This is a genomic window from Pseudomonas svalbardensis (assembly GCF_030053115.1).
GTDB lineage: Bacteria > Pseudomonadota > Gammaproteobacteria > Pseudomonadales > Pseudomonadaceae > Aquipseudomonas > Aquipseudomonas svalbardensis.
In genome coordinates this window covers 1,464,843-1,488,388 of sequence record NZ_CP125619.1, presented here as the reverse complement: position 1 = coordinate 1,488,388, position 23,546 = coordinate 1,464,843, and the positions used below count along the sequence as shown (strand labels likewise).

Genomic DNA, 23,546 nt, shown 5'->3' with positions numbered 1-23,546 from the left:
ATCCCAACATTCAGAAACAATTAAGTAGCCCTTAGGCTGCTCGATAAACTGTTCCCGTTACGTTTACGTCACCGTGATGCTGGCCCGCCTGTGGCCTTTCTCTACGGCAACATGCCATCACGCTACTCGGCTACACACTTTCGTCCAACAAAGTCACGCACCAATAGAGTGCGCTACTTCAGCTCGTCGCCCTTTCCTGGATCAGAATCCACGGCGAAACGACCACTGCCCACAGCTCCGGATCGCGTTCAAAAAGATCCAGCGCCCGCGTTTCAGACAGCTTGGCGACCTTGTCGGCGGCCAGCCAGGCAGCCACTTTCTCGCCTTCGTCGGTCGCGACTGCCTCCGCTGCAGCAATCAGATCCAGACCGGGATCGACCCACAATAGGGCACCCCTAGCGAAGAACGGCTCAAGCTCCTTCCAGGTAATAGATGCGGTTTCACCAAGCAGCTTGGCATAGAGGGTGCTAGGTTCTTGAGTCATGGGTCCTGTCCGGAAAAGAAATCGACGTAATCATAACGTTGGTGGTCTGGCAGAAAAACCCGGATGCAATTGAGTTACTGATTGAAAACAGCAGGAAAGCCAAGGATTGCTGATATTTCAGCTATAACCCCCGCCGCCATTCTGTCTTTTTCTTTCAAAAAAGCGACACCCTCTGATTTTGCCCCCTGGCGCCAGCTTCCCAGGCTAACAATTGGCGCTCTACACTGTACCGGTACAGTTGCCGGGGGCATTTTCCGGAGGATATCGAAGATATCTGACCCGGTTCTGCTGCTACGGCGCCAGGACTATAAAAACTACAACAGTAAGAGTGGAGCACTATGACTAAGGCTACTAAGCAGATTTCCAAACTGTTTGCCGCTATGGTTCTGGCCGGGGTTGCCAGCCATTCGTTCGCAGCTGACACCATCAAGATCGGCATCGCCGGCCCTAAAACCGGCCCTGTAGCCCAATACGGCGACATGCAGTTCAGTGGCGCCAAAATGGCCATCGAACAGATCAACGCCAAAGGCGGCGTAGACGGCAAGAAACTCGAAGCCGTTGAATACGATGACGCCTGTGATCCAAAACAAGCGGTAGCGGTCGCGAACAAAGTCGTCAACGACGGCGTCAAGTTCGTGGTCGGTCACCTGTGCTCCAGCTCCACTCAACCGGCTTCGGACATTTACGAAGACGAAGGCGTGATCATGATCACCCCGGCTGCCACCAGCCCGGACATCACTTCCCGTGGTTACAAAATGGTGTTCCGCACCATCGGTCTGGACAGCGCCCAAGGCCCTGCCGCCGGTAACTACATTGCCGACTTCGTAAAACCGAAGATCGTTGCTGTTCTGCACGACAAACAGCAATACGGTGAAGGCATCGCCACCGCTGTGAAGAAAACCCTGGAAGGCAAAAACGTCAAGGTTGCCGTGTTCGAAGGCATCAACGCCGGCGACAAAGACTTCTCTTCGATGATCGCCAAACTCAAGCAAGCCAACGTCGACTTCGTCTACTACGGCGGCTACCACCCGGAGCTGGGCCTGATCCTGCGTCAAGCCCAGGAAAAAGGCCTGAAAGCCAAGTTCATGGGTCCGGAAGGCGTGGGTAACGACTCCATTTCGCAGATCGCCAAGGACGCTTCCGAAGGTCTGCTGGTAACCCTGCCGAAATCCTTCGACCAGGATCCGGCCAACGTCGCCCTGGCTGACGCGTTCAAAGCCAAGAAAGAAGACCCGAGCGGTCCGTTCGTGTTCCCGGCCTACTCGGCTGTGACCGTCATCGCTGACGGTATCAAGGCTGCCAAGAGCGAAGACACTGCCAAAGTGGCTGAAGCTATCCACGCAGGCACCTTCAAGACTCCGACTGGCGACCTGAGCTTCGACGCCAAGGGCGACTTGAAAGACTTCAAATTTGTGGTTTACGAGTGGCACTTCGGCAAACCTAAAACTGAAGCAAAACCTCAGTAAGGCGCGGCCAAACTGACTGCCAATAAAGCCCACGGCGTGCCGTGGGCTTTGTTTTACGAATGTATTGGGCCGCACTGGCGTGATCCGCCAGTCTCCCCACCTGAAAATCTCAAAACCGTCATCAGCGGTTCGCTGGCAAACCTCGCGTTCGAAGTGGATGCAGATCCACGGGGCTCGAGCGGGAAAATGACTCCACCAGTGAAATGCGTATCAGGTTTTTAGGAGCGCTGTAATGCCTGACATCTATCACTTTTTCCAACAGCTGGTTAATGGTCTGACCATTGGCAGCACGTATGCCCTGATCGCCATCGGCTATACGATGGTTTACGGCATCATTGGAATGATCAACTTCGCCCACGGCGAGGTGTACATGATTGGCTCTTACGTGGCGTTCATCGCCATTGCGGGCCTGTCCATGATGGGACTCGACAGTGTTCCGCTGTTGATGACCGCCGCTTTTCTCGCGACCATTGTCGTGACCAGTGCCTACGGTTACAGCATCGAACGGATCGCCTACCGCCCTCTGCGCGGCAGCAACCGTCTGATCCCGCTGATTTCCGCCATCGGCATGTCGATCTTCCTGCAGAACACGGTTCTGCTGGCGCAAGACTCCAAGGACAAATCCATCCCCAACCTGATCCCCGGCAACTTCTCCATCGGGCCAGGTGGCGCACATGAAGTGCTGATTTCCTACATGCAAATCGTGGTGTTCGTGGTGACCTTTGTCGCCATGCTCGGCCTGACGCTGTTCATTTCCCGCTCTCGCCTGGGTCGCGCCTGCCGTGCCTGTGCCGAAGACATCAAGATGGCCAACCTCTTGGGTATCAACACCAACAACATCATCGCCCTGACCTTCGTCATCGGTGCCGCACTGGCAGCGATTGCGGCTGTGTTGCTGAGCATGCAATACGGCGTGATCAACCCCAACGCCGGTTTCCTGGTCGGCCTCAAAGCCTTCACTGCAGCAGTACTGGGCGGTATCGGCAGCATCCCCGGAGCCATGCTCGGCGGGATCGTGCTTGGGGTGGCGGAAGCCTTTGGTGCCGATATTTTCGGCGACCAGTACAAGGACGTCGTGGCGTTCGGCTTATTGGTTCTGGTGTTGTTGTTCCGGCCAACCGGCCTGTTGGGCCGTCCGGAGGTTGAAAAAGTATGACTAGGAATCTTAAACAGGCGTTGTTCAGCGCCTTGCTGGTGTGGGCCGTTGCCTACCCGGTGCTTGGTCTGAAACTGACCATCGTCGGCATCAACCTCGAAGTCCATGGCACCAGCGACGCCACCCTGATCACCATCGCCGTGTGCTCGGTGCTGATGTTCCTGCGGGTGTTGTTCGATCAGCAGATCAGCTCGGCCTGGAAATCCTCGCCGAACCTGCCAGTGATGCCGGCCAAGGCCAGTACGTTCCTGACCCTGCCGACCACTCAGCGCTGGATCATCATCGCGTTGATCATCGGTGCGCTGGTCTGGCCGTTCTTCGGTTCCCGCGGTGCGGTGGATATCGCCACGCTGGTGCTGATCTACGTGATGCTCGGCCTGGGCCTGAACATCGTGGTCGGTCTGGCTGGTCTGCTCGACCTCGGTTACGTCGGCTTCTATGCCGTCGGCGCCTACAGTTATGCGCTGCTGTCGCACTACTACGGTCTGAGCTTCTGGATCTGCCTGCCAATCGCCGGGATGATGGCGGCCACCTTCGGCTTCCTGCTCGGCTTCCCGGTCCTGCGTCTGCGCGGTGACTATCTGGCGATCGTGACGCTGGGCTTCGGTGAAATCATTCGTCTGTTCCTGCGTAACCTGACCGACATCACCGGTGGCCCGAACGGCATCAGCAACATTCCCAAGCCAACGCTTTTCGGACTGACCTTCGATAAAACGGCCGCAGAGGGACTGCAGACGTTCCACGAGTACTTCGGCCTGGCATACAACTCGATCAACAAGGTGATCTTCCTTTACCTGATCGCGGTGTTGTTGTCGCTGTTCGCCCTGTTCGTCATCAACCGCTTGCTGCGCATGCCGCTGGGCCGTGCCTGGGAAGCACTGCGTGAAGACGAAATCGCCTGCCGTGCGCTGGGGCTCAATCCTACGGTCATCAAGCTGTCGGCCTTCACCCTCGGTGCTGCGTTCGCCGGTTTCGCCGGTAGCTTCTTCGCCGCGCGCCAAGGTCTGGTGACACCGGAGTCCTTCACCTTCATCGAATCGGCGACCATCCTCGCCATCGTGGTGCTGGGTGGCATGGGCTCGCAACTGGGCGTCGTACTCGCCGCCACGGTGATGATCCTGTTGCCAGAAATGATGCGTGAGTTCAGTGAATACCGCATGTTGATGTTCGGCGCCTTGATGGTGCTGATGATGATCTGGCGTCCTCAAGGACTGCTGCCCATGCAACGTCCTCACATGGAGCTGCGCAAATGAGCCGCGAGATCCTTAAAGTCGAAAATCTGAGCATGCGCTTCGGCGGCTTGCTGGCGGTCAACGGCGTAGCCCTGAGCGTGAAGGAAAAACAGGTCGTGGCACTGATCGGCCCCAACGGCGCCGGCAAGACCACCGTGTTCAACTGCCTGACCGGTTTCTACCAGCCGAGTGGCGGCAGCATCCTGCTGGACGGCGAGCCGATCGAAGGCCTGCCCGGCCACAAGATTGCCCTCAAAGGCGTGGTGCGCACCTTCCAGAACGTGCGGCTGTTCAAGGACATGACGGCGGTCGAGAACCTCTTGATCGCCCAGCACCGTCATCTGAACACCAACTTCCTGGCGGGCCTGTTCAAGACCCCGGGGTTCCGCAAGAGCGAACGCGAGGCCATGGAGTTCGCCGAGTTCTGGCTGGAAAAGGTCAACCTCAAGGCGTTCGCCAACCGTCCGGCCGGCACCCTGGCCTACGGTCAGCAACGTCGTCTGGAAATCGCTCGCTGCATGATGACCCGTCCGCGGATCCTCATGCTCGACGAACCGGCCGCCGGCCTGAACCCGAAGGAAACCGAAGACCTGAAGGCGCTGATCAGCATGCTGCGTGAAGAGCACAATGTCACCGTGCTGCTGATCGAACACGACATGAAACTGGTCATGAGCATTTCCGACCACATCGTCGTGATCAACCAGGGCACGCCTCTGGCTAACGGCACGCCGGAACAGATCCGCGACAATCCCGAAGTGATCAAAGCCTACCTGGGGGAAGCGTAAATGCTGCAATTCGAAAACGTTTCCACCTTCTACGGCAAGATCCAGGCCCTGCACAGCGTCAACGTGGAAATCCGTCAGGGCGAAATCGTCACCCTGATCGGTGCCAACGGCGCGGGCAAATCCACCTTGCTGATGACGCTTTGCGGTTCGCCGCAAGCCCACAGCGGCAGCATCAAGTACATGGGTGAAGAGCTCGTGGGGCAGACCTCGGCGCAGATCATGCGCAAGAGCATCGCCGTGGTTCCGGAAGGTCGTCGAGTGTTTGCCCGTCTGACCGTGGAAGAAAACCTCGCCATGGGCGGTTTCTTCACCGATAAGGGCGATTATCAGGAACAGATGGACAAGGTTCTCGGACTTTTCCCACGCCTGAAAGAACGCTTCGCCCAACGCGGCGGCACCATGTCCGGCGGCGAACAGCAAATGCTCGCCATCGGCCGTGCGCTGATGAGCAAACCCAAGCTGCTGCTGCTCGACGAACCTTCGTTGGGCCTGGCACCGATCATCATCCAGCAGATCTTCGACATCATCGAACAGCTGCGCAAGGACGGTGTGACGGTGTTCCTGGTGGAGCAGAACGCCAACCAGGCGCTGAAAATCGCTGACCGCGCGTACGTTCTGGAGAACGGCCGGGTGGTGATGACAGGCACTGGGGAAGCGTTGCTGACTGATCCGAAAGTACGTGAAGCGTACTTGGGTGGTTGAGTCTTTGCGGTAAACAAAAAACGGCCTTCGGGCCGTTTTTTTTGTGCCTCACACAAACTCGGCAACGATGAAGATCCCTGTGGGAGCGAGCTTGCTCGCGATAGCGGTGTGACAGTCAACATTGATTCCGACTGACCCTCCGTCATCGCGAGCAAGCTCGCACAGGGGATATTGGGTGTTTTGGAGAGCGTGTTTAATCAGTGTCCGTGTTACTTCCTGCAAGCTACAACGTCTTGCTGCTCGGTATCCAGCAAAGCATCATGCTGGGCGAGCTGGCGGTGAATCGGGCGCTGGATCAAATCGCCCCACAAGAAGCCTGACCACGAAGATCACCCTGTGGGAGCGAGCCTGCTCGCGAATGCAATTTCACATTCAACAGAAATGTTGTCTGCCCTGCCGCTTTCGCGAGCAGGCTCGCTCCCACAGGGATCTATGTGGTGTGCTGGAGCCGATCCAGCGCTTCACCGCTGCGCTTGAACCAGCCAATCAGGTAATCCGCCAATACCTGCGTGCGCTTCGGCAAACCGCCCTGATACGGGTGAACCAGGTACATCGGCATTCTGCGCGTCTGATAGCCACGCAGGAGCCAGAGCAAACGGCCGTCAGCCAATTCCGCTTGCAGCAGGTAGGACGGCAACCGCGCAATGCCGGCACCGGCCAGTGCCGCTTTTTTCAGCAGGCTGTAATGGTTGCTGGCGAACGGTCCCGACACGCGAACCCGCAACAATTCGTGTTGCTGGTGATAGGTCCACTCTTCGCGACCGCTGAAATGACTGTTGAGCAGACAGCGGTGTTCAGCGAGTGCTTGAGGCGTCAACGGTTCGCCGTACTGCTCAAGGTAAGCCGGGCTCGCGCAGGTCATTTCGTGCCAGGCTAATAGCGGTCGGGCCACCAGGCGCTCGTCATTGCCCACCTCGGAGCGAACCGCGAGATCAAACCCGTCGCGGGACAAATCACGGTAGTTGTTGCTCAGGTCCAGCTCGATCTGCACCTCGGGATATTTGCCAGAGAACTCCAGCAACAAGCCATCGAAGAAGGTTTCCCCCAGCGATACCGGAACCGTCATACGCACCGGCCCGGCAATGTCATCCTTCAACCGCGCCAATGCCTGACGTGCCCTCTCGACCTGGACTACGAGCGCCTGGGCTTGCGGCAACAGCGCCGCACCCGCGGCGGTCAGGCTCAAACGGCGGGTGGTGCGTTGCAGCAGCACCACTGAAAACCGCGATTCCAGTTGGCTGATGCGCTTGGATAACTGCCCCTTGCTGCACCCCAATTGCTGCGCCGCCAAGGTAAAACTCCCCGCTTCGATCAACACCGCAAACGCTGCCAGATCATCCATTTCGCTCATGGATTGTTTCCATTTGAAAACCAAAGGTTGCCTATTAGCGCGCTTATCAATGGAAAAAACCACTCTAGACTTAAGCCTCTTTCAACCCACTCGAGAATCAGCAGCATGAAAATTCTTTTGATAGGCGCAGGCGGCACCATCGGTTCGGCGGTCGACAAGGAGCTGTCCGAGCGTCACGAAATCATCCGTATCGGCCGCAACAGCGGTGATTACCATGTGGATATCAGCGACAGCGCTTCGATTCGCAAGCTGTTCGAGAAAACCGGCAAGTTCGATGCACTGGTCTGCGCCGCTGGCAACGTGACCTTTGCCCCCTTGAGCGAAATGACCGAAGACAGTTTTGCCCTGGGCTTGAAAGACAAGTTGATGGGCCAGGTCAATCTGCTGCTGATCGGTCGCGAGTTCGCCAATGACGGCGCCTCGTTCACCTTCACCACTGGTGTGCTCAGCCACGACCCAATTCGCAGCGGCGCTTCGGCAGCACTGGTCAATGGTGCTCTGGACAGCTTCGTCCGCGCCGCCGCCATCGAACTGCCTCGCGGCCTGCGCGTCAACTCAGTGAGCCCGAACGTACTGGTCGAAGCCATGGGCAGCTACGCGCCGTATTTCCGCGGCTACAAACCGGTTCCGGCAGCGGATGTGGCATTGGCCTACGCCAAAAGCGTGGAAGGCCTGCAAACAGGTCAGACCTTTCACGTGGGCTAAACCCTTGTGATGAACGGTCAGGCTGAGTAACGTGGCGGCACTTGTCTGGAGACTCAAAGATGCGTGTTGCCCGTTCCTTAGTCCTTGTTGCCCTGCTTCCGCTGTTTGCCGCATGCCAGTTTTTCGATGGCCCGCGTGAAAGTGCCTCCCACGTGGGCCAGACCCGCATGCAGGGCCAGTTGACGGCGGCCGACGGCAAACTGTTGTTCCAGCCGTGCAATGAACAGCGCAGTTATGTGGTCAACGACACCGGCGGCACCAGCGTCCTGCAAGAGGCCGCGACCCTGGCCGATGCCCAGGGCAAACTGTTTGCCGACGTGCGTGGCCGGATCGTTGCCAGTGGTGCCGACAGCCGCCTCGATCTTGCGCAGCTGTACCGCGTCGAGCGCTCGGGCACCGCGTGCAACGATCCGAACTTCAAAGTGCTGATTCTGCGCGCCGCCGGCCATGGGCCTGAGTGGAGCGTGAAAGTCAGCGGCAAAGGCATGGTCATCGAGCGCGCCGGTCAGCCGCCATTGGCCGTGCCCTACGTTGAAGAGCAACTGGGCGATGGCCGCTTCAACCTCAGCACCGAAGCCAATAACCAGCACATTGAACTATGGGTCGCGCCACAACGTTGCGTCGACAGCACCACCGGCAGTGTCCAGCACATGAGCGCCGAACTGCGCGTCGACGGCCAGGTTCAGCGTGGCTGCGGGTATTTCGGCGAATCGCGTAACGACTGATCGTTTTAGCCTCACGGGAATCATTCTTTGAGGCTTATAATCGCGGGCTTCAAACGCCTTGGCGCAGTTGTGCGCCCCGCGAACCGGATCCTGTCATGTTACGAATCACCGAACTCAAGCTGCCGATCGACCATCCCGAAGAAGACCTGCGCCCTGCCATCGTGCAGCGCCTGGGCATCACCAGTGATGACCTGCTCGATTTCACCTTGTTCAAGCGCAGCTACGATGCGCGCAAAAAGTCCTCCGAACTGTGCTTCATCTACACCATCGACCTCAACGTTCGCGATGAGGCGACGGTGCTGCACACGTTCGCCGATGACCGTAACGTCAACGTGGCGCCCGATGTCAGCTACAAAGCGGTCGGCCAGGCGCCGGCTGATCTTGAGCAACGTCCTGTCGTCGTGGGCTTCGGTCCGTGCGGGATTTTCGCCGGGCTGCTGCTGGCGCAAATGGGCTTCAAGCCGATTATCCTCGAGCGCGGCACCGAAGTGCGTCAGCGCACCAAGGACACTTGGGGTCTGTGGCGTAAAAGCGTGCTTAACCCGGAATCCAACGTGCAGTTCGGTGAAGGTGGCGCGGGGACATTCTCCGACGGCAAGCTCTACAGCCAGATCAAGGACCCGAAGTTCATCGGTCGCAAAGTCCTGCATGAGTTCGTCAAGGCCGGTGCGCCGGAAGAAATCCTCTACGTCAGCAAACCGCACATCGGTACGTTCCGTCTGACCGGTGTTGTGGAAAACATGCGTGAGCAGATTCGCGCGTTGGGTGGCGAAGTGCGCTTCCAGCAGCGGGTGACCGATGTGTTGATCGAGGACGGCCAACTGGTCGGCGTCGAGCTCGATGGCGGCGAGCAGATCCATTCGAAACACGTGATTCTGGCCCTCGGTCACAGCGCCCGGGACACCTTCCGCATGCTCCACGGCCGTGGCGTGTTCATGGAAGCCAAGCCGTTTTCGGTGGGTTTCCGCATCGAACACCCGCAATCGCTGATCGACCGCGCGCGTCTGGGCAAGTACGCCGGCCACCCGAAACTCGGGGCTGCCGACTACAAACTGGTGCACCACGCCAGCAACGGACGTTCGGTCTACAGCTTCTGCATGTGCCCGGGCGGCACCGTGGTGGCGGCGACCTCCGAGCCGGGTCGCGTGGTCACCAACGGCATGAGCCAGTACTCGCGTAACGAGCGCAACGCCAACTCCGGGATCGTCGTCGGGATCACCCCGGAAGTCGATTATCCGGGCGGCCCGCTGGCGGGTATCGAGTTGCAGGAACGCCTGGAATCCCACGCCTTTGTGCTGGGCGGCAGCAACTACGAAGCGCCGGCGCAACTGGTCGGTGACTTCATTGCCGGCAAGCCGTCCACCGAGTTGGGCAGCGTAGAACCGTCCTACAAACCGGGGGTTGCCTTGGGTGATTTGGCGTTGGCCTTGCCGGCGTTCGCCATTGAAGCCATTCGCGAAGCCTTGCCAGCGTTCGAGAAGCAGATTCGCGGTTACTCGCTGCACGACGCCGTGTTGACCGGGATCGAGACGCGTACGTCGTCGCCGCTGCGGATTACCCGTGACGAGTCGATGCAGAGCCTGAACGTGAAAGGCTTGTTCCCGGCGGGTGAAGGCGCGGGTTATGCGGGCGGGATTCTGTCGGCGGGTGTCGATGGGATTCGGATTGCTGAAGCGGTTGCCCGCGACATCCTTGGCCTCAAGGCCTGACCTGCATTACCTGGAATAAATGCAAAACCCTGTGGGAGCGAGCTTGCTCGCGATGACGGAATTACACTCAACACATGTGTTGACTGATCTACCGCTATCGCGAGCAAGCTCGCTCCCACATTGGTTTCAGTGCTTGAACAATCTCAGATATTGGCGCGCAGCACGGTGGCTGGAAGCGGCTCGCCGCGCTCGACACTCCCCGCCACGGCATCCATCAAACCGCTCAACTCATACCCTTGGGCCTTGAGCCAAGCCTGATCGTAATAGGTGGTCGCATAGCGCTCGCCGCCATCACACAAAATCGCCACGATCGACCCCGACTCCCCCGCCGCCGCCATCTGCTGGGCCGCCATCAACGCGCCGATCAGGTTGGTCCCGCTCGACCCGCCCACCCGACGTCCCAAACGCTGCGCCAGGTAATGCATGGCCGCCAGCGACAACGCGTCTGGAACCTTGACCATCGCATCGATCACTTTTGGCAGGAACGACGCTTCTACCCGAGGCCGGCCAATGCCTTCAATCCGCGAACCGCAATCCAGGCGCAGACTGGCGTCGCCGGTCTGGTAGTAATCGAAGAACACCGAACGCTCGGCATCGGCGCAGAGCACGCGGGTGCAATGCTGGCGGTAACGTACGTAACGGCCCAGCGTCGCGGTGGTGCCGCCGGTGCCGGGGCTGGAGATCAGCCAGCTCGGCTCGGGGTGCAGTTCGAAGCGCATTTGCTGGAAGATCGACTCGGCGATGTTGTTGTTCGCCCGCCAGTCGGTAGCGCGCTCGGCATAGGTGAACTGGTCGATGAAATGCCCATCGTGTTCGCGAGCCAGGCGTTCGGATTCGGCGTAGATCTGCGTCGGATCATCGACCAAATGACTCTTGCCGCCGTAGAAGGCGATCTGCGCGATCTTCTCTTTGGAGGTGGTCGCCGGCATCACCGCAATAAACGGCAAGCCCAGCAAACTGGCGAAGTACGCCTCGGAAATCGCCGTCGAACCGCTGGACGCTTCAATCACCGGCGCCCCGGGCTTGAGCCAGCCGTTACACAGCGCATACAGAAACAGCGAGCGCGCCAAACGGTGCTTCAGGCTGCCGGTGGGATGGCTGGACTCATCCTTGAAATACAACTCGATGCCCGGAAAACCCGGCAGCGGCAAGGGAATCAGGTGGGTGTCGGCGCTGCGCTGGAAGTCGGCTTCGATGATCCGGATGGCTTCGCGGGCCCACTGTCGGTTGTCGCTCATGGTGGTTTTCTCGTTGATTCGGCCTTGTTGCAAGGCTCAGCTAACAAGCTTAGGAAAAAACCTACATCACGCACAGGTACAGCTGAGGTTCAATACGCCGGACAACTGCTAGGCTCAGGTCCCTGCCGGTCGTTCACGTTGTAACGGCATATAACAAAAAAGAATATAACTTTTGTTTTAACAACTAACGGTACAGGTTAGGGTGTGCCACCTTTTGAATTCATCGATGGAGAGCGACCTTGCCTCTGCGTAGCACTTTCACGCGTTTCTTCCAGTTGGAAGCTGCTAGCGGTCTGTTATTGATCGCCGCTGCTGCCCTGGCTTTGATCATCAACAATTCCCCGCTGTCGTGGCTTTACAGCAGCTTTCTGGACACGCCGGTAGTGGCGCAGGTCGGCGCGTTGCAGATCGCCAAACCGGCGCTGCTGTGGATCAACGACGGCCTGATGGCCCTGTTCTTCCTGCTGATCGGGCTGGAAGTGAAGCGCGAAGTCCTTGACGGTCAACTGTCGAAACCGTCGCAAATCGTCCTGCCCGGCGCGGCGGCGATTGGCGGCATGGTGGTTCCGGCGCTGCTCTACTGGTTTCTGAACCGCGAGGACCCGGCAGCCCTGAGCGGCTGGGCCATCCCGATGGCCACCGACATTGCCTTCGCCCTCGGCGTACTGGCCCTGCTGGGTAAGCGGGTGCCGGTGTCGCTGAAGCTTTTCCTGATGACGTTGGCGATTATTGACGACCTCGGCGCAATCATCGTCATTGCGATCTTCTACTCGGGTACGCTCTCGACCCTTTCGCTGTCTCTGGCCGCGACGTGCATCGTGGCACTGATCGCGATGAACCGGCTCGGGGTGGTCAAGCTCGGGCCGTACATGATCATCGGCCTGATCCTTTGGGTTTGCGTGCTCAAGAGCGGCGTCCACGCGACACTGGCCGGTGTGACCCTGGCCTTCTGCATTCCACTGCGCACGAAAAACGCCGAACCCTCGCCGCTGCTGACCCTCGAACACGCCCTGCATCCGTGGGTGGCCTACGGCATCCTGCCGCTGTTCGCCTTCGCCAACGCCGGCCTGTCCCTGAGCGGCGTGACCATGGAAAGCTTCACCCACCACGTTCCCATGGGCATCGCGGTCGGCCTGCTGCTGGGCAAAACCCTCGGCGTCTTCGGCCTGACCTGGCTGGCCGTGAAAATCGGCATCGCCGCCCTGCCCCAAGGCGCCAATTGGGGCCAGGTGATGGGCGTGGCAATCCTCTGCGGTATCGGCTTCACCATGAGCCTGTTTGTCGGATCCCTGGCCTTCGTGCCCGGCGCCAGTGAATACGCCGGGATGGATCGGATGGGGATTTTGACCGGATCGATACTGGCGGCATTGATTGGTTATGCGGTGACGGCGGCAGCGAGTCGCAAGAGCAGCGCGCTGCAATCCTGATAAACAGAGACAACTCTTAGAGTCATTGAAGACTCGTCCTACAGCCACGATCAGCCTCGTTCGTTAACGTCGCACAGCCCCTTTGTTGGGGGCTGTCGACGGACGAACGCAAGGAAGATCAGTGGCTGGCAACAAGGACATTCCCCGGGTTCAGAACCCACCGTCAGGCGACGGGCATCACGTCACTCACCGCTTTATGACGGCTACCGAACTGGCCGCGCGGGATGCCAGACAAAACGCTTACGACGCCATGCTCGCAAGGCAAGACGCCTTCGAACGGAGTCGTGAGGTCGTGGCCAAAAAGCACGAAGCCCTTCGCGCCGGATGCGTCTTTGCCAAGTCCTGCAAGCTTCCCGACGCCATCATCGACTACTCGAATCCTTCGGGAATGGTGCCCACCGACAGCCTTAAGGACTACGGAGAAGTCGCCTGGCTCGGCGCTCGCGAGGTAGACGATGCCGGGCTGCTGAATCTTGAAACGATCAGTGGCAGTACGGTCTCGCTCGGTATCGGTCGTCTAGCACTTCACGCCCCGGCGCTCGCCGCTCCGGCCGCTGCTCTTGGCGGCGCTGGATCCGCCGTATTGGCCGGCGTGGTCGCGTTATTCTGGACCCCGAGCCTGGGCGATAGCGCGCTCTATACCGAAGATCAATTGCGCGCCCTGAAACAGGCCAGAACCCGCGTTCGGCTAAGAGTCGAGCAACAGGCTGACGGCAGTCTCAAGGGCTACGGCTTCTACACCGGCAAGAACCGCGATTGGGAAATGGTTGATCTCGTGCAGTTCAGTTTGCGCGGCAGCCAGCAGGTGGCGGATCTCGGGGATGGCGTTGAGCTGATCTGGACACCGGCTGTGGATGGCTCCGACATCCTCGGTATTCCAGCGCTGGAGGCTGCGCCGCAAGCGCCGCATATTTGGGTTTATCCGCCGACGAAAGCGGCTGACAGCATTATTGTGAATCCGGTGTATCCGCCTGAGTACAAGGATTTCATTCTTGTGTTTCCGGCGGGGTCGTTGGTGAAGCCGGTTTATGTAGTGATGAGCATGCCGGGGGATCATAAGTACTACGATGATCCGGAAACCCTCCCAGGCTTCCCTGATGCATTCCCCGTAAAACCGAAGGTTTCAGTTCAAGGTGGAGGTAAAAAACGAGCCCGATGGCTAGACCGCAGAGGCCGTATATACGAGTGGGACTCCAAAAGCGGTGCTGTAGAGCTTTACGATAAATTAGGAGTGCATTTGGGCGAATTCAATCACGTAACCGGCGAGCGAACTAAAAAGGCAAAGCCTGGTAGAAGAACCTCAAGAAACTGAAGAGAAAAATTATGCGCTATCTATCCATCACCGGTTTTTACCCTGATGAAAAACAAGATGACTCATTGCAGTTCCAACTGACCATCAAAGACTATGAGATGAACCAGGCATTGGCTCAATTGACCGAATCAAAAAAACTGGAAGAAGTAGAGCCTGGAGAGCTGGAGCTAACAGCTGCTCAAATCCTACAGGTTGCAGCACTACTAGAAGTCGACTTTCCCGAGGGGCTGGAATATTTTATAGGTCCCCGCGCCGCGCCGTGACAATCCTTAACAAACAAAACCCCGACCAGTCACCTGATCGGGGGTTTCTTTTACCCGTTCCCGCTTAATGCGAAACGCGGCTAGTCCCATCAACAGTAGCAATCCGCACTCGCTCGCCCACACGGAATACTTCATTCTCCTGAACCTGTTGCACGTAGGCGCGCATGCTGCCGTCGTCTTCGCGAACAGTGATTTCCACACCTTGGGCGCGGGTCAGGCCTTCTTCGGTGGCCGAGCCGATCAGGCCGCCAGCAACGGCGCCGATAACCGCAGCAACGATGCTGCCGCGACCGCCACCGATAGCGCTGCCGCCAACACCGCCCACCGCCGCGCCGGCAAGGCCGCCGATCGGGGTTTTGGTGCCTTCGATTTTGACCGGTCGCAGGGATTCGATGGTGCCCATGCGAACGGTCTGCACGCGACGCGCTTCGTCACGGGAGTAGGAGTCACCGGTCAGGCTGGACTGGCAACCAGTGAGCAACATCGCCATCGTGGAAAAGGAAGCAACCAGCAGAACAGACTTACGCATAGCATCAACTCCAAAGGACAAGTATTCATTAAACTCCGCAACTTGACGCCTGTCACGGCCTCGCCCGGATAAAATTGGTTTGATTCAGGCCCGGGACAGGCACCTCCACGAACTCACCACACAGTAGCGGCAAATTCCGGAATCTGCGCCGCTGACCCAAGGATTGTCATGGATTACTTCATCATTGTCGTCACTACCGTTGCCGGTTTGTATTTCCACTGGTGGCTATACGTGCGGATCAAACGCTGGATGGACCGCGATCTGGCGTTGGCACTGGCGGGTAAAGACGAGCAGAAAAAGGCTTTCATGCTCCAGCAACTGGCGAACGCTCAAGCGCAGAAAATCAAGCGCCGAGACCTGCCACAGTGGCTTGAAGCCGCTGCGACAGGCTATCCCGATCGGTAGACTGCTTAGGGTGCCAGACGTTCAAGAATCCAGTCGGCGCCCTGCAAACGGTAGTTGAGGCGATCGTGCAGGCGGCTCGGACGGCCCTGCCAGAACTCGATGCGCTCCGGTAACAAGCGATAACCGCCCCAATGCTCAGGGCAATGAGGTTGCGTATCGCTGAAACGTTGCTCGGTGTTCTTGAGCAGCGCTTCCAGTTCGGCGCGATCGGCGATCACCCGGCTCTGAGGCGAAGCCCAGGCACCGAGGCGGCTGCCCAGTGGACGGACCTGAAAATAGGCGTCGGACTCTTCAGGCGTGACTTTCACCACTCGCCCTTCGATCCGCACCTGGCGCTCCAGGGCCGGCCAGAAAAAAGTCATGGCCGCGAACGGATTCGCGGCCAGATGCTGGCCCTTGGCGCTGTCGTAGTTGGTGAAGAAAGTGAAGCCCTGCTCGTCCAGCCCCTTGAGCAGCAGAATGCGGCAATGCGGCCGACCGTTCTGATCGACGGTGGCCAGGGTCATGGCGTTGGCTTCCACCGGCGCCTGCTCGGTTTTCACCGCGTCGGCGAACCACTGATGGAACAGCGCGAATGGCTCAGCCGGGGCTTGCGCCTCGGTCAGGCCATCACGGGTGTAGTCGCGACGCATATCAGCCAGGCCCTGGGTCATGGCGCATTCCTTTTGGTTAACGAATCACTTCTTTGTGGCGTCGCCGTCGGCAGCAGCGGCGGTGGCTTTTTTCGAGTCGGCAGCGGCTTTGGCCGGAACGGTCTTTTTCGCCGGGGTCGCGGTTTTAGCCGGTGCCTTCTTGGCGGCGGCTTTCTTGGCCGGGGCTTTTTTCGCAGCAGGCACAGCCGCTTTCTTCGCGGCTGGCGCAGGGGTGACTGGTTTGACCACTGGCTTGACGTCCTGGGCAGCGACCACCTTCACTGGCGCCGGGGCTGGCATGTTGTACTTGCTCAGCAACGCGACCATGGTGTTTTGCGGTGTTACCAGCAGTTCGACGCGACGGTTCAAGGCTCGGCCTTCATTGCTGTCGTTGGCAGCACGCGGAGCTTCGCCACCCATACCGCGCAGCATCAGACGATCACGCTGCAGACCGCTGAGGCGGAAAATCGCTGCCACGGCCTGGGCACGCTCCTGGCTCAGTTTCACGTTGGCCGGTGCGGCGCCCGACGTATCACTGTGGCCGAGCACCAGCACGGCAGTCTTTGGATCAACTTCGAGGATTTTCGCGACGCGAGTGAACGGGCCGAGGGTCACCGGCAGCAGCATGGCCGGACGGTCAGGGTTGAACGAGCCATCTACCGGCGCGGTCACCACCAATACGTTTTCACGGCGCTCGAGTTGCAGGTTGCTGCCCTTGATCGCTTCGCGCAGGCGCGGTTCGTAGTCGTCGAGCCAGGCCTGGGTGACTTTAGGATCAGGCATTGGCACGGCTTTAGCGGTGCTTTGCTCTTTACCACCGAACGGCCACCACCATTTGCCACCTGCATCGGCCTCAGCCTTGGCCTTGGCCACCTCGACCGGCTTGGCTTCAGGCTTGGCGCCAGCTTTCACTTCAGGCTTGGCAGGCGTCTTGTCGGCGCCGTCATCGGAACCGAACGGCCAGTACCAAGGGCTGGAGCTTTCTGTCTTGGCCACCGGGGCGGTCGCGGCAGGCTTGAGGGGTGCCGGGGCCGGAGCCGGGTTTTTAGCGGCGACTTTGTCGGAAGAACCGAACGGCCACCAGCTGCTGCCATCCGAGTCATTTTGTGGAGTTTGTGCGCAACCGGTAATAGCGAAGCACAGGGCCAAAGCGAGAGTTTTATTGGATGACATTGGATATCCACAAAATGAAGTAATGAAAAATCAGGCCGGGTTGACCCGGATAAACAGACGCTTGGAAACCATAAAGGCCTCGGGGTTCCGGCCTTGGAACCCCTGAGCGCGTTTTACAGACAAGTGGCCAGTGCCCGCACCAGCTTTTGTGCGCGCGGGTCCATCAAGACGTACGGCCCTAGGGTATTTGTCACAAAGCCGAAGGCCACATCGTGTTCCGGGTCAGCAAAACCGGTGGAACCGCCGGCACCCGGATGGCCGAACGCGCGAGGGCCGAGGCCGTAGGTGGCGTTGGGGACGTCCGGTTGGTCGAGCATGCAACCCAGGCCGAAACGGGTCCGGGTCAGTAAAGTCTTGTCCTCGCCGAGGCTGTACTCGCGTGTCATTTCGTCGAGCATTTCGCTTTCCAGTAAGCTGCCATCGAGCAGACCGGCATAGAACCCGGCCAGGCTGCGGGCATTGCCGTGGCCATTGGCGGCCGGCTGCTGCATGCGCCGCCACTCGGGTTTGTTGGTGCTGGTCATGATCGACGGCGGGTTGGTGAACGCCCTCGTGGTCATGGCCGTCGGCTCGCGCATGGTCACTTGCAGCAAGCGCTGGGCGGCGGCATCGCCGACATTGCCCTTGCCACGAGCGATGTGCGCCACGCGATGGAACTCCTGGTCCGCCAGGCCGACGTGGAAATCCAGCCCCAAAGGCTTCGCGATCCGCGCCACGATGGACTCACCCGGCCCACGACCGTCGGCACGGCGCAGCAACTCACCAACCAGCCAGCCGTAGGTGATCGCGGCGTAACCGTGACCGACGCCCGGCGTCCACCACGGTTCTTCGGCGGCCAGGGCATCAACCATGGTTTGCCAGTCGTAAAGGGCTTCCGGGGCCAACAGCTCACGCAGTGCCGGCAGACCGGCCTGATGGCAGAGCAATTGACGCAGGGTCACGGACTCTTTGCCGGCGGCGGCGAACTCGGGCCAGTAGCGGGCAACCGGTGCATCCAGTTGCAGCTTGCCTTCGGCCACCAGTTGCAGGGCGGTCACCGCGGTAAAAGTCTTGGTGCAGGAGAACAGATTGGCGATGGTGTCGCTGTGCCAGGCTTCGGTACCGTCCTTGTCAGCGCTGCCGGCCCACAGGTCGACCACGGTTTCACCGCCAATCTGGATGCACAACGCTGCGCCGCGTTCCTGAGGATCGTCGAACAGCGCCGAGAAAGCCTCACGCACCGCTTCGAACTTCAGCTCGTAAAAACCCTGAATCTGCACCCGCAACTCCTCTGGATAAACACTCTACAAAGTGGCCGTATTGTTCCAGCCATTAAAGGTTTTGGGAACAGGGCAGGGCCGGGCGGTCGCCATCCCGCCCGGGTGAAACACTCAGAAAATCTTACGTACCTGTCAGCACTCAGTGGCCATTGCCGGAATGCCCACCCGCATGGCCAGCGCCCTGCCCTGCGCCTTTGCCAGCCTCGCCTTTTCTGCCGCCCTCAGTTGCTTGACCGGCTTTATCCGCCTCAGCCTTGGCCTTCTCGGCCTCTTTACCGAGCTGATCGACGGTCTGCAAATTGCTCTTGCGCACGCTATCGACGAAACCCTGGAACGGCAGATCGGTAATGCCCACCAGCCCGAAGTGACCGTTCTCGCCATCCAGCAGACGACCGGTCACCGGTTGGTCAAGGTATTGGAACCAGTGCACGCCGACGATCGACGGTTCGCTCATCGCCTGTTTGAGGAAATTGGCATACGCCGGCCCACGATCTTCTTCCTTCGCCAATTGCGTCACGCCGCCCCAGAACGGGCCGCGATCCGCGGAGCCGAAGTTGAACTCGGTGATCAGCACCGGTTTGTCCAGGCTGCGCAGCTTGGCGAAGTCGTAACCGTCTTGCGGTTGCAGGGTGTACATGTTGAAGCTCAACACGTCGCAATACTGGGCGCAGGACTCAACCGCTTCCGGGGTGCTGATGGCAAACCGGCCACCCAGCAACAGCTGATTCGGCGCGTGCCACTTGAGCGAATCGGAGAGGGTCTTGAAGTACGTGTCGGCGAAGACCTTCTGGAAGTATTTGAAGTCGGCTTCGATTTCCGGGTATTCGGCGCTTGGCAGCGGCGGCACGAAGCCCGGGTCTTCCATCAATTCCCAAGCCGGCAAATCAATACCCCAGGCTTTGGAAAGGCCCGCCTGATTGCGGTACTTGTCCCGCAATTGCTTGAGGAATGCGCGCTTGGCGGGCACGTCGGTGGTCATTTTCAAGGTGCCGTAGGCCAAGGCGTAACGGGCTTTCGGGTCGTCGCCGGGACCGGCCCAGGCCAATTCGTTGTCGGCAAAGTAGCCGATCAGCCATGGATCGTCGCGATGATCGCGCGCGGCGATGGCCACGGCACGTTCGGTGGCCATGGCGAAACGCGGGTCAAACGGGTCGGGCATTCCGCCCCACCAGTCGGTGCCGGTGCTGATGCTGGCGTAATCGCCGACGATCGACAGCGGCAAGGTGTACGGCACGCGATCAGCGTTGGCCAGCGCCGGGGCGCTCCAGTTGCCGATGGTGTTGAAGCCCCAGGCTTGCAGGCGATCAAGGGTGTGGCTGGCCCAGCGCTGTTCATCAACCACCGTTTTGCAGGGTTCGGCAGGTGTTTGCTCAGCTGCTTTCGCGGCGGTCGCTTCAACGGCGCCGGTCTTGGCGGCTTCGGCGACACCGGATTCGGCCGTCGAAGGAACGACAGGTTGCTCAGCAGCCTTCTCGGCTGTTGCCTCAACGGCGTCGGCCTTGGCGGCTTCAGCGACACCCGCCTTAGTGTCGCTGCCCTGAGCGCAAGATGCGCCATACAGACGCTGCAAGTTGGCGCCATAGAAGTCATACCAGCGACCGGCATTGTAGCCACGGCCCTGATCGACGCCGTTGCCTCCACGGTTATCGCCTTCGCCATAATGGCTGGCCAGTGGCTCGTCGGGTTTGGGCAGCGACTCAAACATCCACTCGCGGCCGGCGACGTAGGTCTGATCGACATCCGGAGTGACGGTGTTGACCCCTAGCGAATAGAACGGATGGCCTTCCGGCGTCACCAGGTACCAGCGACCGTCGCGCTTCTCAGTGCGGAAAAAGCCGCTGGCCTTGAATGCCAGGCCTTTGTTCCAGCCACCGAACTTGTCCAGGGACGACTTCTCGCGCTCGGCCAGCCAGGTTTTCAGTTGCTGCTGTTCCTTGGCGGCGGCGCTTTTCAGTTGCTCGTCGCTGCTGACTTTCTCTGGCCATTTGGCCCGGGTCGACTGGCCATAAGCGTCTACAAGGCCGCCAAAAGCCGATTGGGTAACCGCATCGCCGGCCTGCACGCCAAAGCGTTCCAGCAGAATGCTTTGCGCGACTTTCGGCTGATCCATCGACAAGGTCACCGACACCACTTGGCTGCGCTCCAGCTCACCGGCGCTGCTGGCCAGCAATACGCGCTGCCCCTCAAACGTCATCGGCATCGGCGGGCCGGCTTTCAGGCCAAGGCTCAAAGGCGTAAAGGGCTGCAGCGGCACCAACAAGGTTTGCGCAGGGCCGGCCGGCAAGTCGACGCGGCTGACCAGCGTTTTGCCGTCGTTGCTCTGGATTTTCACGTACAGGGTCACGGCCCAGTTCATTGCGCTCTGAATCCGCAAACTCATGAAGCCCGACTGCGACCAGTCCCAGGCGCCGGTTTGCGGGGTCAGACGCAAGGTCGGTTGTGCCACCGGGTTGAACGTCACCCGACGCAGCACTTCGCCTTCGGCCGTTTGCTCGGCGTTGGATTGCGGCAGGCTGGCGTCCTGAGTCGCCACCTGGACCACATCGGCGGGGCGCACAAAGTTGAACAGCGTCTGTTGGCCGGCAGGAGCCGCCAGCAAAGGGGCTGCGAACATCAGAGCGAAAACGGCAGGTAACGAACGGCGCAGCGAACGGTGAATCATGAGAACGAAATTCTCCCTAACGACCCGGATGGGCCAGTGGAAAAGCGATGGCAGAGAGATAGACAACGCGGTGGGCAAATTTGCCCACCGGTGTATCAGGAAATTTCACGACGGAAGGGTGGCAACGCATTGAGGATCGCTTTGCCATAACGCTGGGTGACCAGACGTCGATCGAGCAAGGTGATGGTGCCGCGATCTTCTTCGGTGCGCAGCAAGCGACCGCAAGCCTGGACCAGCTTCAGCGAAGCGTCCGGCACAGAGATTTCCATGAACGGATTGCCACCCCGCGCCTCGATCCACTCGGCCAGGGCCGCTTCGACCGGATCATCGGGCACCGAGAATGGAATCTTCGCGATCACCACGTGCTCGCAATATGCACCGGGCAAGTCGACCCCTTCGGCGAAACTCGCCAGGCCGAACAACACGCTGGAATCCCCCCCATCGACCCGTGCCTTGTGCTTGTTCAGGGTTTCCTGTTTCGACAGGTTGCCTTGAATGAACACTTGCTTGCGCCAGTCGCGGTCGAGACCGTCGAACACGTCTTGCATCTGTTTGCGCGAGGAGAACAGCACCAGGGTGCCGCGCGAACCTTCCACCAATGCCGGCAAGTCGCGGATGATCGCTGCGGTGTGGGCCGGCGCATCACGCGGATCGGCCTTCAGGTCCGGCACTCGCAGCACGCCAGCATCCGCATGATGGAACGGGCTTGGGACCACGGCGGTCACGGCTTTTTTCGGCAGACCGGCGCGCATGCGGAAGCGGTCGAAGGTACCGAGCGCAGTCAGGGTCGCGGAGGTCACCAGAGCGCCGTAGGCCACGTTCCACAAATTGCGACGGAGCATTTCCGCCGCGAGGATCGGGCTGGCGTTGACCTCGATGTCGAACAGCGAGCCGCTTTCGGCCAGGGTCAGCCAGCGGGCCATTGGCGGGTTGTCTTCCGGGTCTTCAGCGGTGAAAGCGCCCCACAATTCCCAGTTGCCCGAAGAGCGGGACAACAGGCTGCCGAACAGCGGATACCACTCTTCGGCCTGGTTGCTGGCGATGCCGATGTTGACCTCGCCATCCATGCCTTCCTTGAGCAGTTCGGTGAGCCGGGTGAACAGGTCAGTCAGACGGGCAAAGCCCTTCTTCAGCTCGATGCCCATTTCGCGCATGTGCTCGGGAATGACCCCACCGACGAAGCGATGACGCGGTCGCTCGCGACCTTCGACGTCTTCGCCGGGTTTGAAATCGGCGACCTGCTCGCAGGCACTGAACATGAATTGCTGCTGGGTCTTGATCTCCCGCGCGAGTTCCGGCACCTGCTCGATCAACTTGCCCAAGTCGCCCGGCAGCGGATGCTGGGCCAGCAACTTGGTGAGGTTCTTGGCGGTAGTTTCCAGCCAGTCGGCGGTGGAACGCAGACGCGTGTAATGGGCGAAATGGCCGATGGCCTTGTCCGGCAGGTGGTGGCCTTCGTCGAACACGTAGATGGTGTCGCGCGGGTCCGGCAGCACGGCACCGCCGCCCAGCGCCAGGTCGGCCAGGACCATGTCGTGGTTGGTGACGATCACGTCGACCTTGCCCATGCCTTCGCGGGCCTTGTAGAAGGCGCACTGGCCGAAGTTCGGGCAATGGCGATTGGTGCACTGGCTGTGATCGGTGGTCAGGCGCGCCCAGTCGGCATCTTCCAAGGCGGTGGACCAACTGTCGCGGTCGCCGTCCCACTTATTGCCGGCGAGTTTCTCGATCATGCTGGTGAACAGCTTCTGACTGGCCTCGTCCACCTCGATCTTGAAACCTTCTTCTTCAAACAGCTGCGCCGTGGCGGTTTGCGCGTGACCTTCCTGGAGCAACATGTCGAGCTTGGACAGGCACATGTAGCGCCCGCGCCCCTTGGCCAGGGCGAAACTGAAGTTCAGCCCGCTGTTGCGCATCAGGTCGGGTAAATCCTTGTAGACGATCTGCTCTTGCAGGGCCACGGTGGCCGTGGCAATTACCAAGCGTTTGCCAGCAGCCTTGGCCGTGGGGATGGCGGCCAGGCTGTAGGCCACGGTTTTGCCGGTACCGGTGCCGGCTTCCACCGCGACAATCGCGGGGTCGCCACTGCGCCGGCCTTCGTCGTCGGTGTCGATGTCACCGAGGACCTTGGCAATTTCGGCGATCATCAGGCGTTGACCGTAGCGCGGCTTGAGGCTCTTGGCTTCGAGAAAACGCGAGTAGGCGCCCTGGATCGTGGTTTTGAGTTCGGTGCTGATCATGGATTGTCGGGCGCAAAAAACGCTGGATAAATTTTCAGTGGTTCGGAGAGGCCGCTATCATACCCCGCTAATTAATCCCGCGCAGAACGGA

At 59.8% G+C, this 23,546-nt stretch carries 21 protein-coding genes and 1 pseudogene; 13 read left to right on the top strand and 9 right to left on the bottom strand.

Annotated elements, in window-relative coordinates; translation table 11 throughout:
- Positions 1-178: 178 nt before the first annotated feature.
- Positions 179-484 (bottom strand): DUF2288 domain-containing protein, encoded by a 306-nt coding sequence (locus QFX16_RS06640; RefSeq protein ID WP_007906642.1) that lies wholly within the window; start codon positions 482-484, stop codon positions 179-181.
- Between the two features lie 338 nt (positions 485-822).
- On the opposite strand from QFX16_RS06640, the gene QFX16_RS06635 reads away from it, so the two are divergent.
- The 6 genes and pseudogenes from QFX16_RS06635 to QFX16_RS29675 form a co-directional block, all read left to right on the top strand.
- A complete protein-coding gene (locus tag QFX16_RS06635; RefSeq protein WP_283183291.1) occupies positions 823-1,950 on the top strand; it encodes a branched-chain amino acid ABC transporter substrate-binding protein in 1,128 nt (375 codons plus the stop codon).
- A 232-nt stretch (positions 1,951-2,182) separates the two neighbouring features.
- Positions 2,183-3,106, top strand: coding sequence for a high-affinity branched-chain amino acid ABC transporter permease LivH (gene livH, locus QFX16_RS06630; protein WP_008147295.1), 924 nt, complete (start codon positions 2,183-2,185; stop codon positions 3,104-3,106).
- On the top strand, positions 3,103-4,359 hold the full coding sequence (locus QFX16_RS06625) for a high-affinity branched-chain amino acid ABC transporter permease LivM (protein WP_283183290.1): 1,257 nt from the start codon (positions 3,103-3,105) through the stop codon (positions 4,357-4,359). Before livH ends, QFX16_RS06625 begins: the two co-directional genes overlap by 4 nt.
- Positions 4,356-5,123: a high-affinity branched-chain amino acid ABC transporter ATP-binding protein LivG gene (gene livG / locus QFX16_RS06620; protein WP_283183289.1), complete on the top strand. Its 768-nt coding sequence runs from the start codon at positions 4,356-4,358 to the stop codon at positions 5,121-5,123. Before QFX16_RS06625 ends, livG begins: the two co-directional genes overlap by 4 nt.
- On the top strand, positions 5,124-5,825 hold the full coding sequence (locus QFX16_RS06615; protein ID WP_046046223.1) for an ABC transporter ATP-binding protein: 702 nt from the start codon (positions 5,124-5,126) through the stop codon (positions 5,823-5,825).
- A 236-nt stretch (positions 5,826-6,061) separates the two neighbouring features.
- Positions 6,062-6,145, top strand: a pseudogene (locus tag QFX16_RS29675) (DUF6124 family protein); the annotation flags it as partial.
- Between the two features lie 110 nt (positions 6,146-6,255).
- Here the strand turns inward: QFX16_RS29675 and QFX16_RS06610 are convergent.
- Positions 6,256-7,176, bottom strand: coding sequence for a LysR family transcriptional regulator (locus QFX16_RS06610; RefSeq protein WP_283183288.1), 921 nt, complete (start codon positions 7,174-7,176; stop codon positions 6,256-6,258).
- 105 nt (positions 7,177-7,281) lie between these two features.
- Between QFX16_RS06610 and QFX16_RS06605 the strand changes: the two genes are divergently transcribed.
- The 3 genes from QFX16_RS06605 to QFX16_RS06595 all read left to right on the top strand — a co-directional run bounded on the left by QFX16_RS06605 (position 7,282) and on the right by QFX16_RS06595 (position 10,315).
- A complete protein-coding gene (locus QFX16_RS06605; protein ID WP_283183287.1) occupies positions 7,282-7,881 on the top strand; it encodes a short chain dehydrogenase in 600 nt (199 codons plus the stop codon).
- 59 nt (positions 7,882-7,940) lie between these two features.
- Positions 7,941-8,606, top strand: a complete 666-nt coding sequence (locus QFX16_RS06600; protein ID WP_283183286.1) for a COG3650 family protein — start codon at positions 7,941-7,943, stop codon at positions 8,604-8,606.
- 95 nt (positions 8,607-8,701) lie between these two features.
- Positions 8,702-10,315 (top strand): NAD(P)/FAD-dependent oxidoreductase, encoded by a 1,614-nt coding sequence (locus tag QFX16_RS06595; protein WP_283183285.1) that lies wholly within the window; start codon positions 8,702-8,704, stop codon positions 10,313-10,315.
- A gap of 143 nt (positions 10,316-10,458) precedes the next feature.
- Here the strand turns inward: QFX16_RS06595 and QFX16_RS06590 are convergent, their stop codons facing one another.
- Positions 10,459-11,553 carry a PLP-dependent cysteine synthase family protein gene (locus tag QFX16_RS06590; RefSeq protein ID WP_283183284.1) on the bottom strand — a complete coding sequence of 365 codons (1,095 nt, stop codon included), beginning with the start codon at positions 11,551-11,553 and terminating at the stop codon, positions 10,459-10,461.
- Positions 11,554-11,792: 239 nt separating this feature from the next.
- Here QFX16_RS06590 and nhaA point away from each other — a divergent pair, with 239 nt between their 5' ends.
- The 3 genes from nhaA (at position 11,793) to QFX16_RS06575 (ending at position 14,555) form a co-directional block, all read left to right on the top strand.
- Positions 11,793-12,980 carry a Na+/H+ antiporter NhaA gene (gene nhaA, locus QFX16_RS06585; RefSeq protein WP_283183283.1) on the top strand — a complete coding sequence of 396 codons (1,188 nt, stop codon included), beginning with the start codon at positions 11,793-11,795 and terminating at the stop codon, positions 12,978-12,980.
- Positions 12,981-13,101: 121 nt separating this feature from the next.
- Complete coding sequence (locus QFX16_RS06580; protein WP_283183282.1) at positions 13,102-14,292, top strand: S-type pyocin domain-containing protein; 1,191 nt, start codon at positions 13,102-13,104, stop codon at positions 14,290-14,292.
- Positions 14,293-14,303: 11 nt separating this feature from the next.
- Positions 14,304-14,555, top strand: a complete 252-nt coding sequence (locus QFX16_RS06575; protein ID WP_283183281.1) for a pyocin S6 family toxin immunity protein — start codon at positions 14,304-14,306, stop codon at positions 14,553-14,555.
- Between the two features lie 64 nt (positions 14,556-14,619).
- Here the strand turns inward: QFX16_RS06575 and QFX16_RS06570 are convergent, their stop codons facing one another.
- Complete coding sequence (locus QFX16_RS06570) at positions 14,620-15,084, bottom strand: outer membrane lipoprotein (protein WP_017336812.1); 465 nt, start codon at positions 15,082-15,084, stop codon at positions 14,620-14,622.
- A gap of 168 nt (positions 15,085-15,252) precedes the next feature.
- On the opposite strand from QFX16_RS06570, the gene QFX16_RS06565 reads away from it, so the two are divergent.
- A complete protein-coding gene (locus QFX16_RS06565; RefSeq protein WP_283183280.1) occupies positions 15,253-15,489 on the top strand; it encodes a hypothetical protein in 237 nt (78 codons plus the stop codon).
- A 5-nt stretch (positions 15,490-15,494) separates the two neighbouring features.
- Here the strand turns inward: QFX16_RS06565 and pdxH are convergent, their stop codons facing one another.
- From pdxH to dinG, 5 genes are all read right to left on the bottom strand, one after another.
- Positions 15,495-16,142 (bottom strand): pyridoxamine 5'-phosphate oxidase, encoded by a 648-nt coding sequence (gene pdxH, locus QFX16_RS06560; protein ID WP_283183279.1) that lies wholly within the window; start codon positions 16,140-16,142, stop codon positions 15,495-15,497.
- Between the two features lie 24 nt (positions 16,143-16,166).
- Positions 16,167-17,294: an OmpA family protein gene (locus tag QFX16_RS06555; protein ID WP_283183278.1), complete on the bottom strand. Its 1,128-nt coding sequence runs from the start codon at positions 17,292-17,294 to the stop codon at positions 16,167-16,169.
- Positions 17,295-17,407: 113 nt separating this feature from the next.
- Positions 17,408-18,553, bottom strand: coding sequence for a serine hydrolase domain-containing protein (locus QFX16_RS06550; protein WP_283183277.1), 1,146 nt, complete (start codon positions 18,551-18,553; stop codon positions 17,408-17,410).
- Between the two features lie 139 nt (positions 18,554-18,692).
- Positions 18,693-21,215 (bottom strand): beta-galactosidase, encoded by a 2,523-nt coding sequence (locus QFX16_RS06545; protein WP_283183276.1) that lies wholly within the window; start codon positions 21,213-21,215, stop codon positions 18,693-18,695.
- Positions 21,216-21,310: 95 nt separating this feature from the next.
- Positions 21,311-23,455 carry an ATP-dependent DNA helicase DinG gene (dinG, locus tag QFX16_RS06540; RefSeq protein ID WP_283183275.1) on the bottom strand — a complete coding sequence of 715 codons (2,145 nt, stop codon included), beginning with the start codon at positions 23,453-23,455 and terminating at the stop codon, positions 21,311-21,313.
- Positions 23,456-23,546 lie beyond the last annotated feature (91 nt).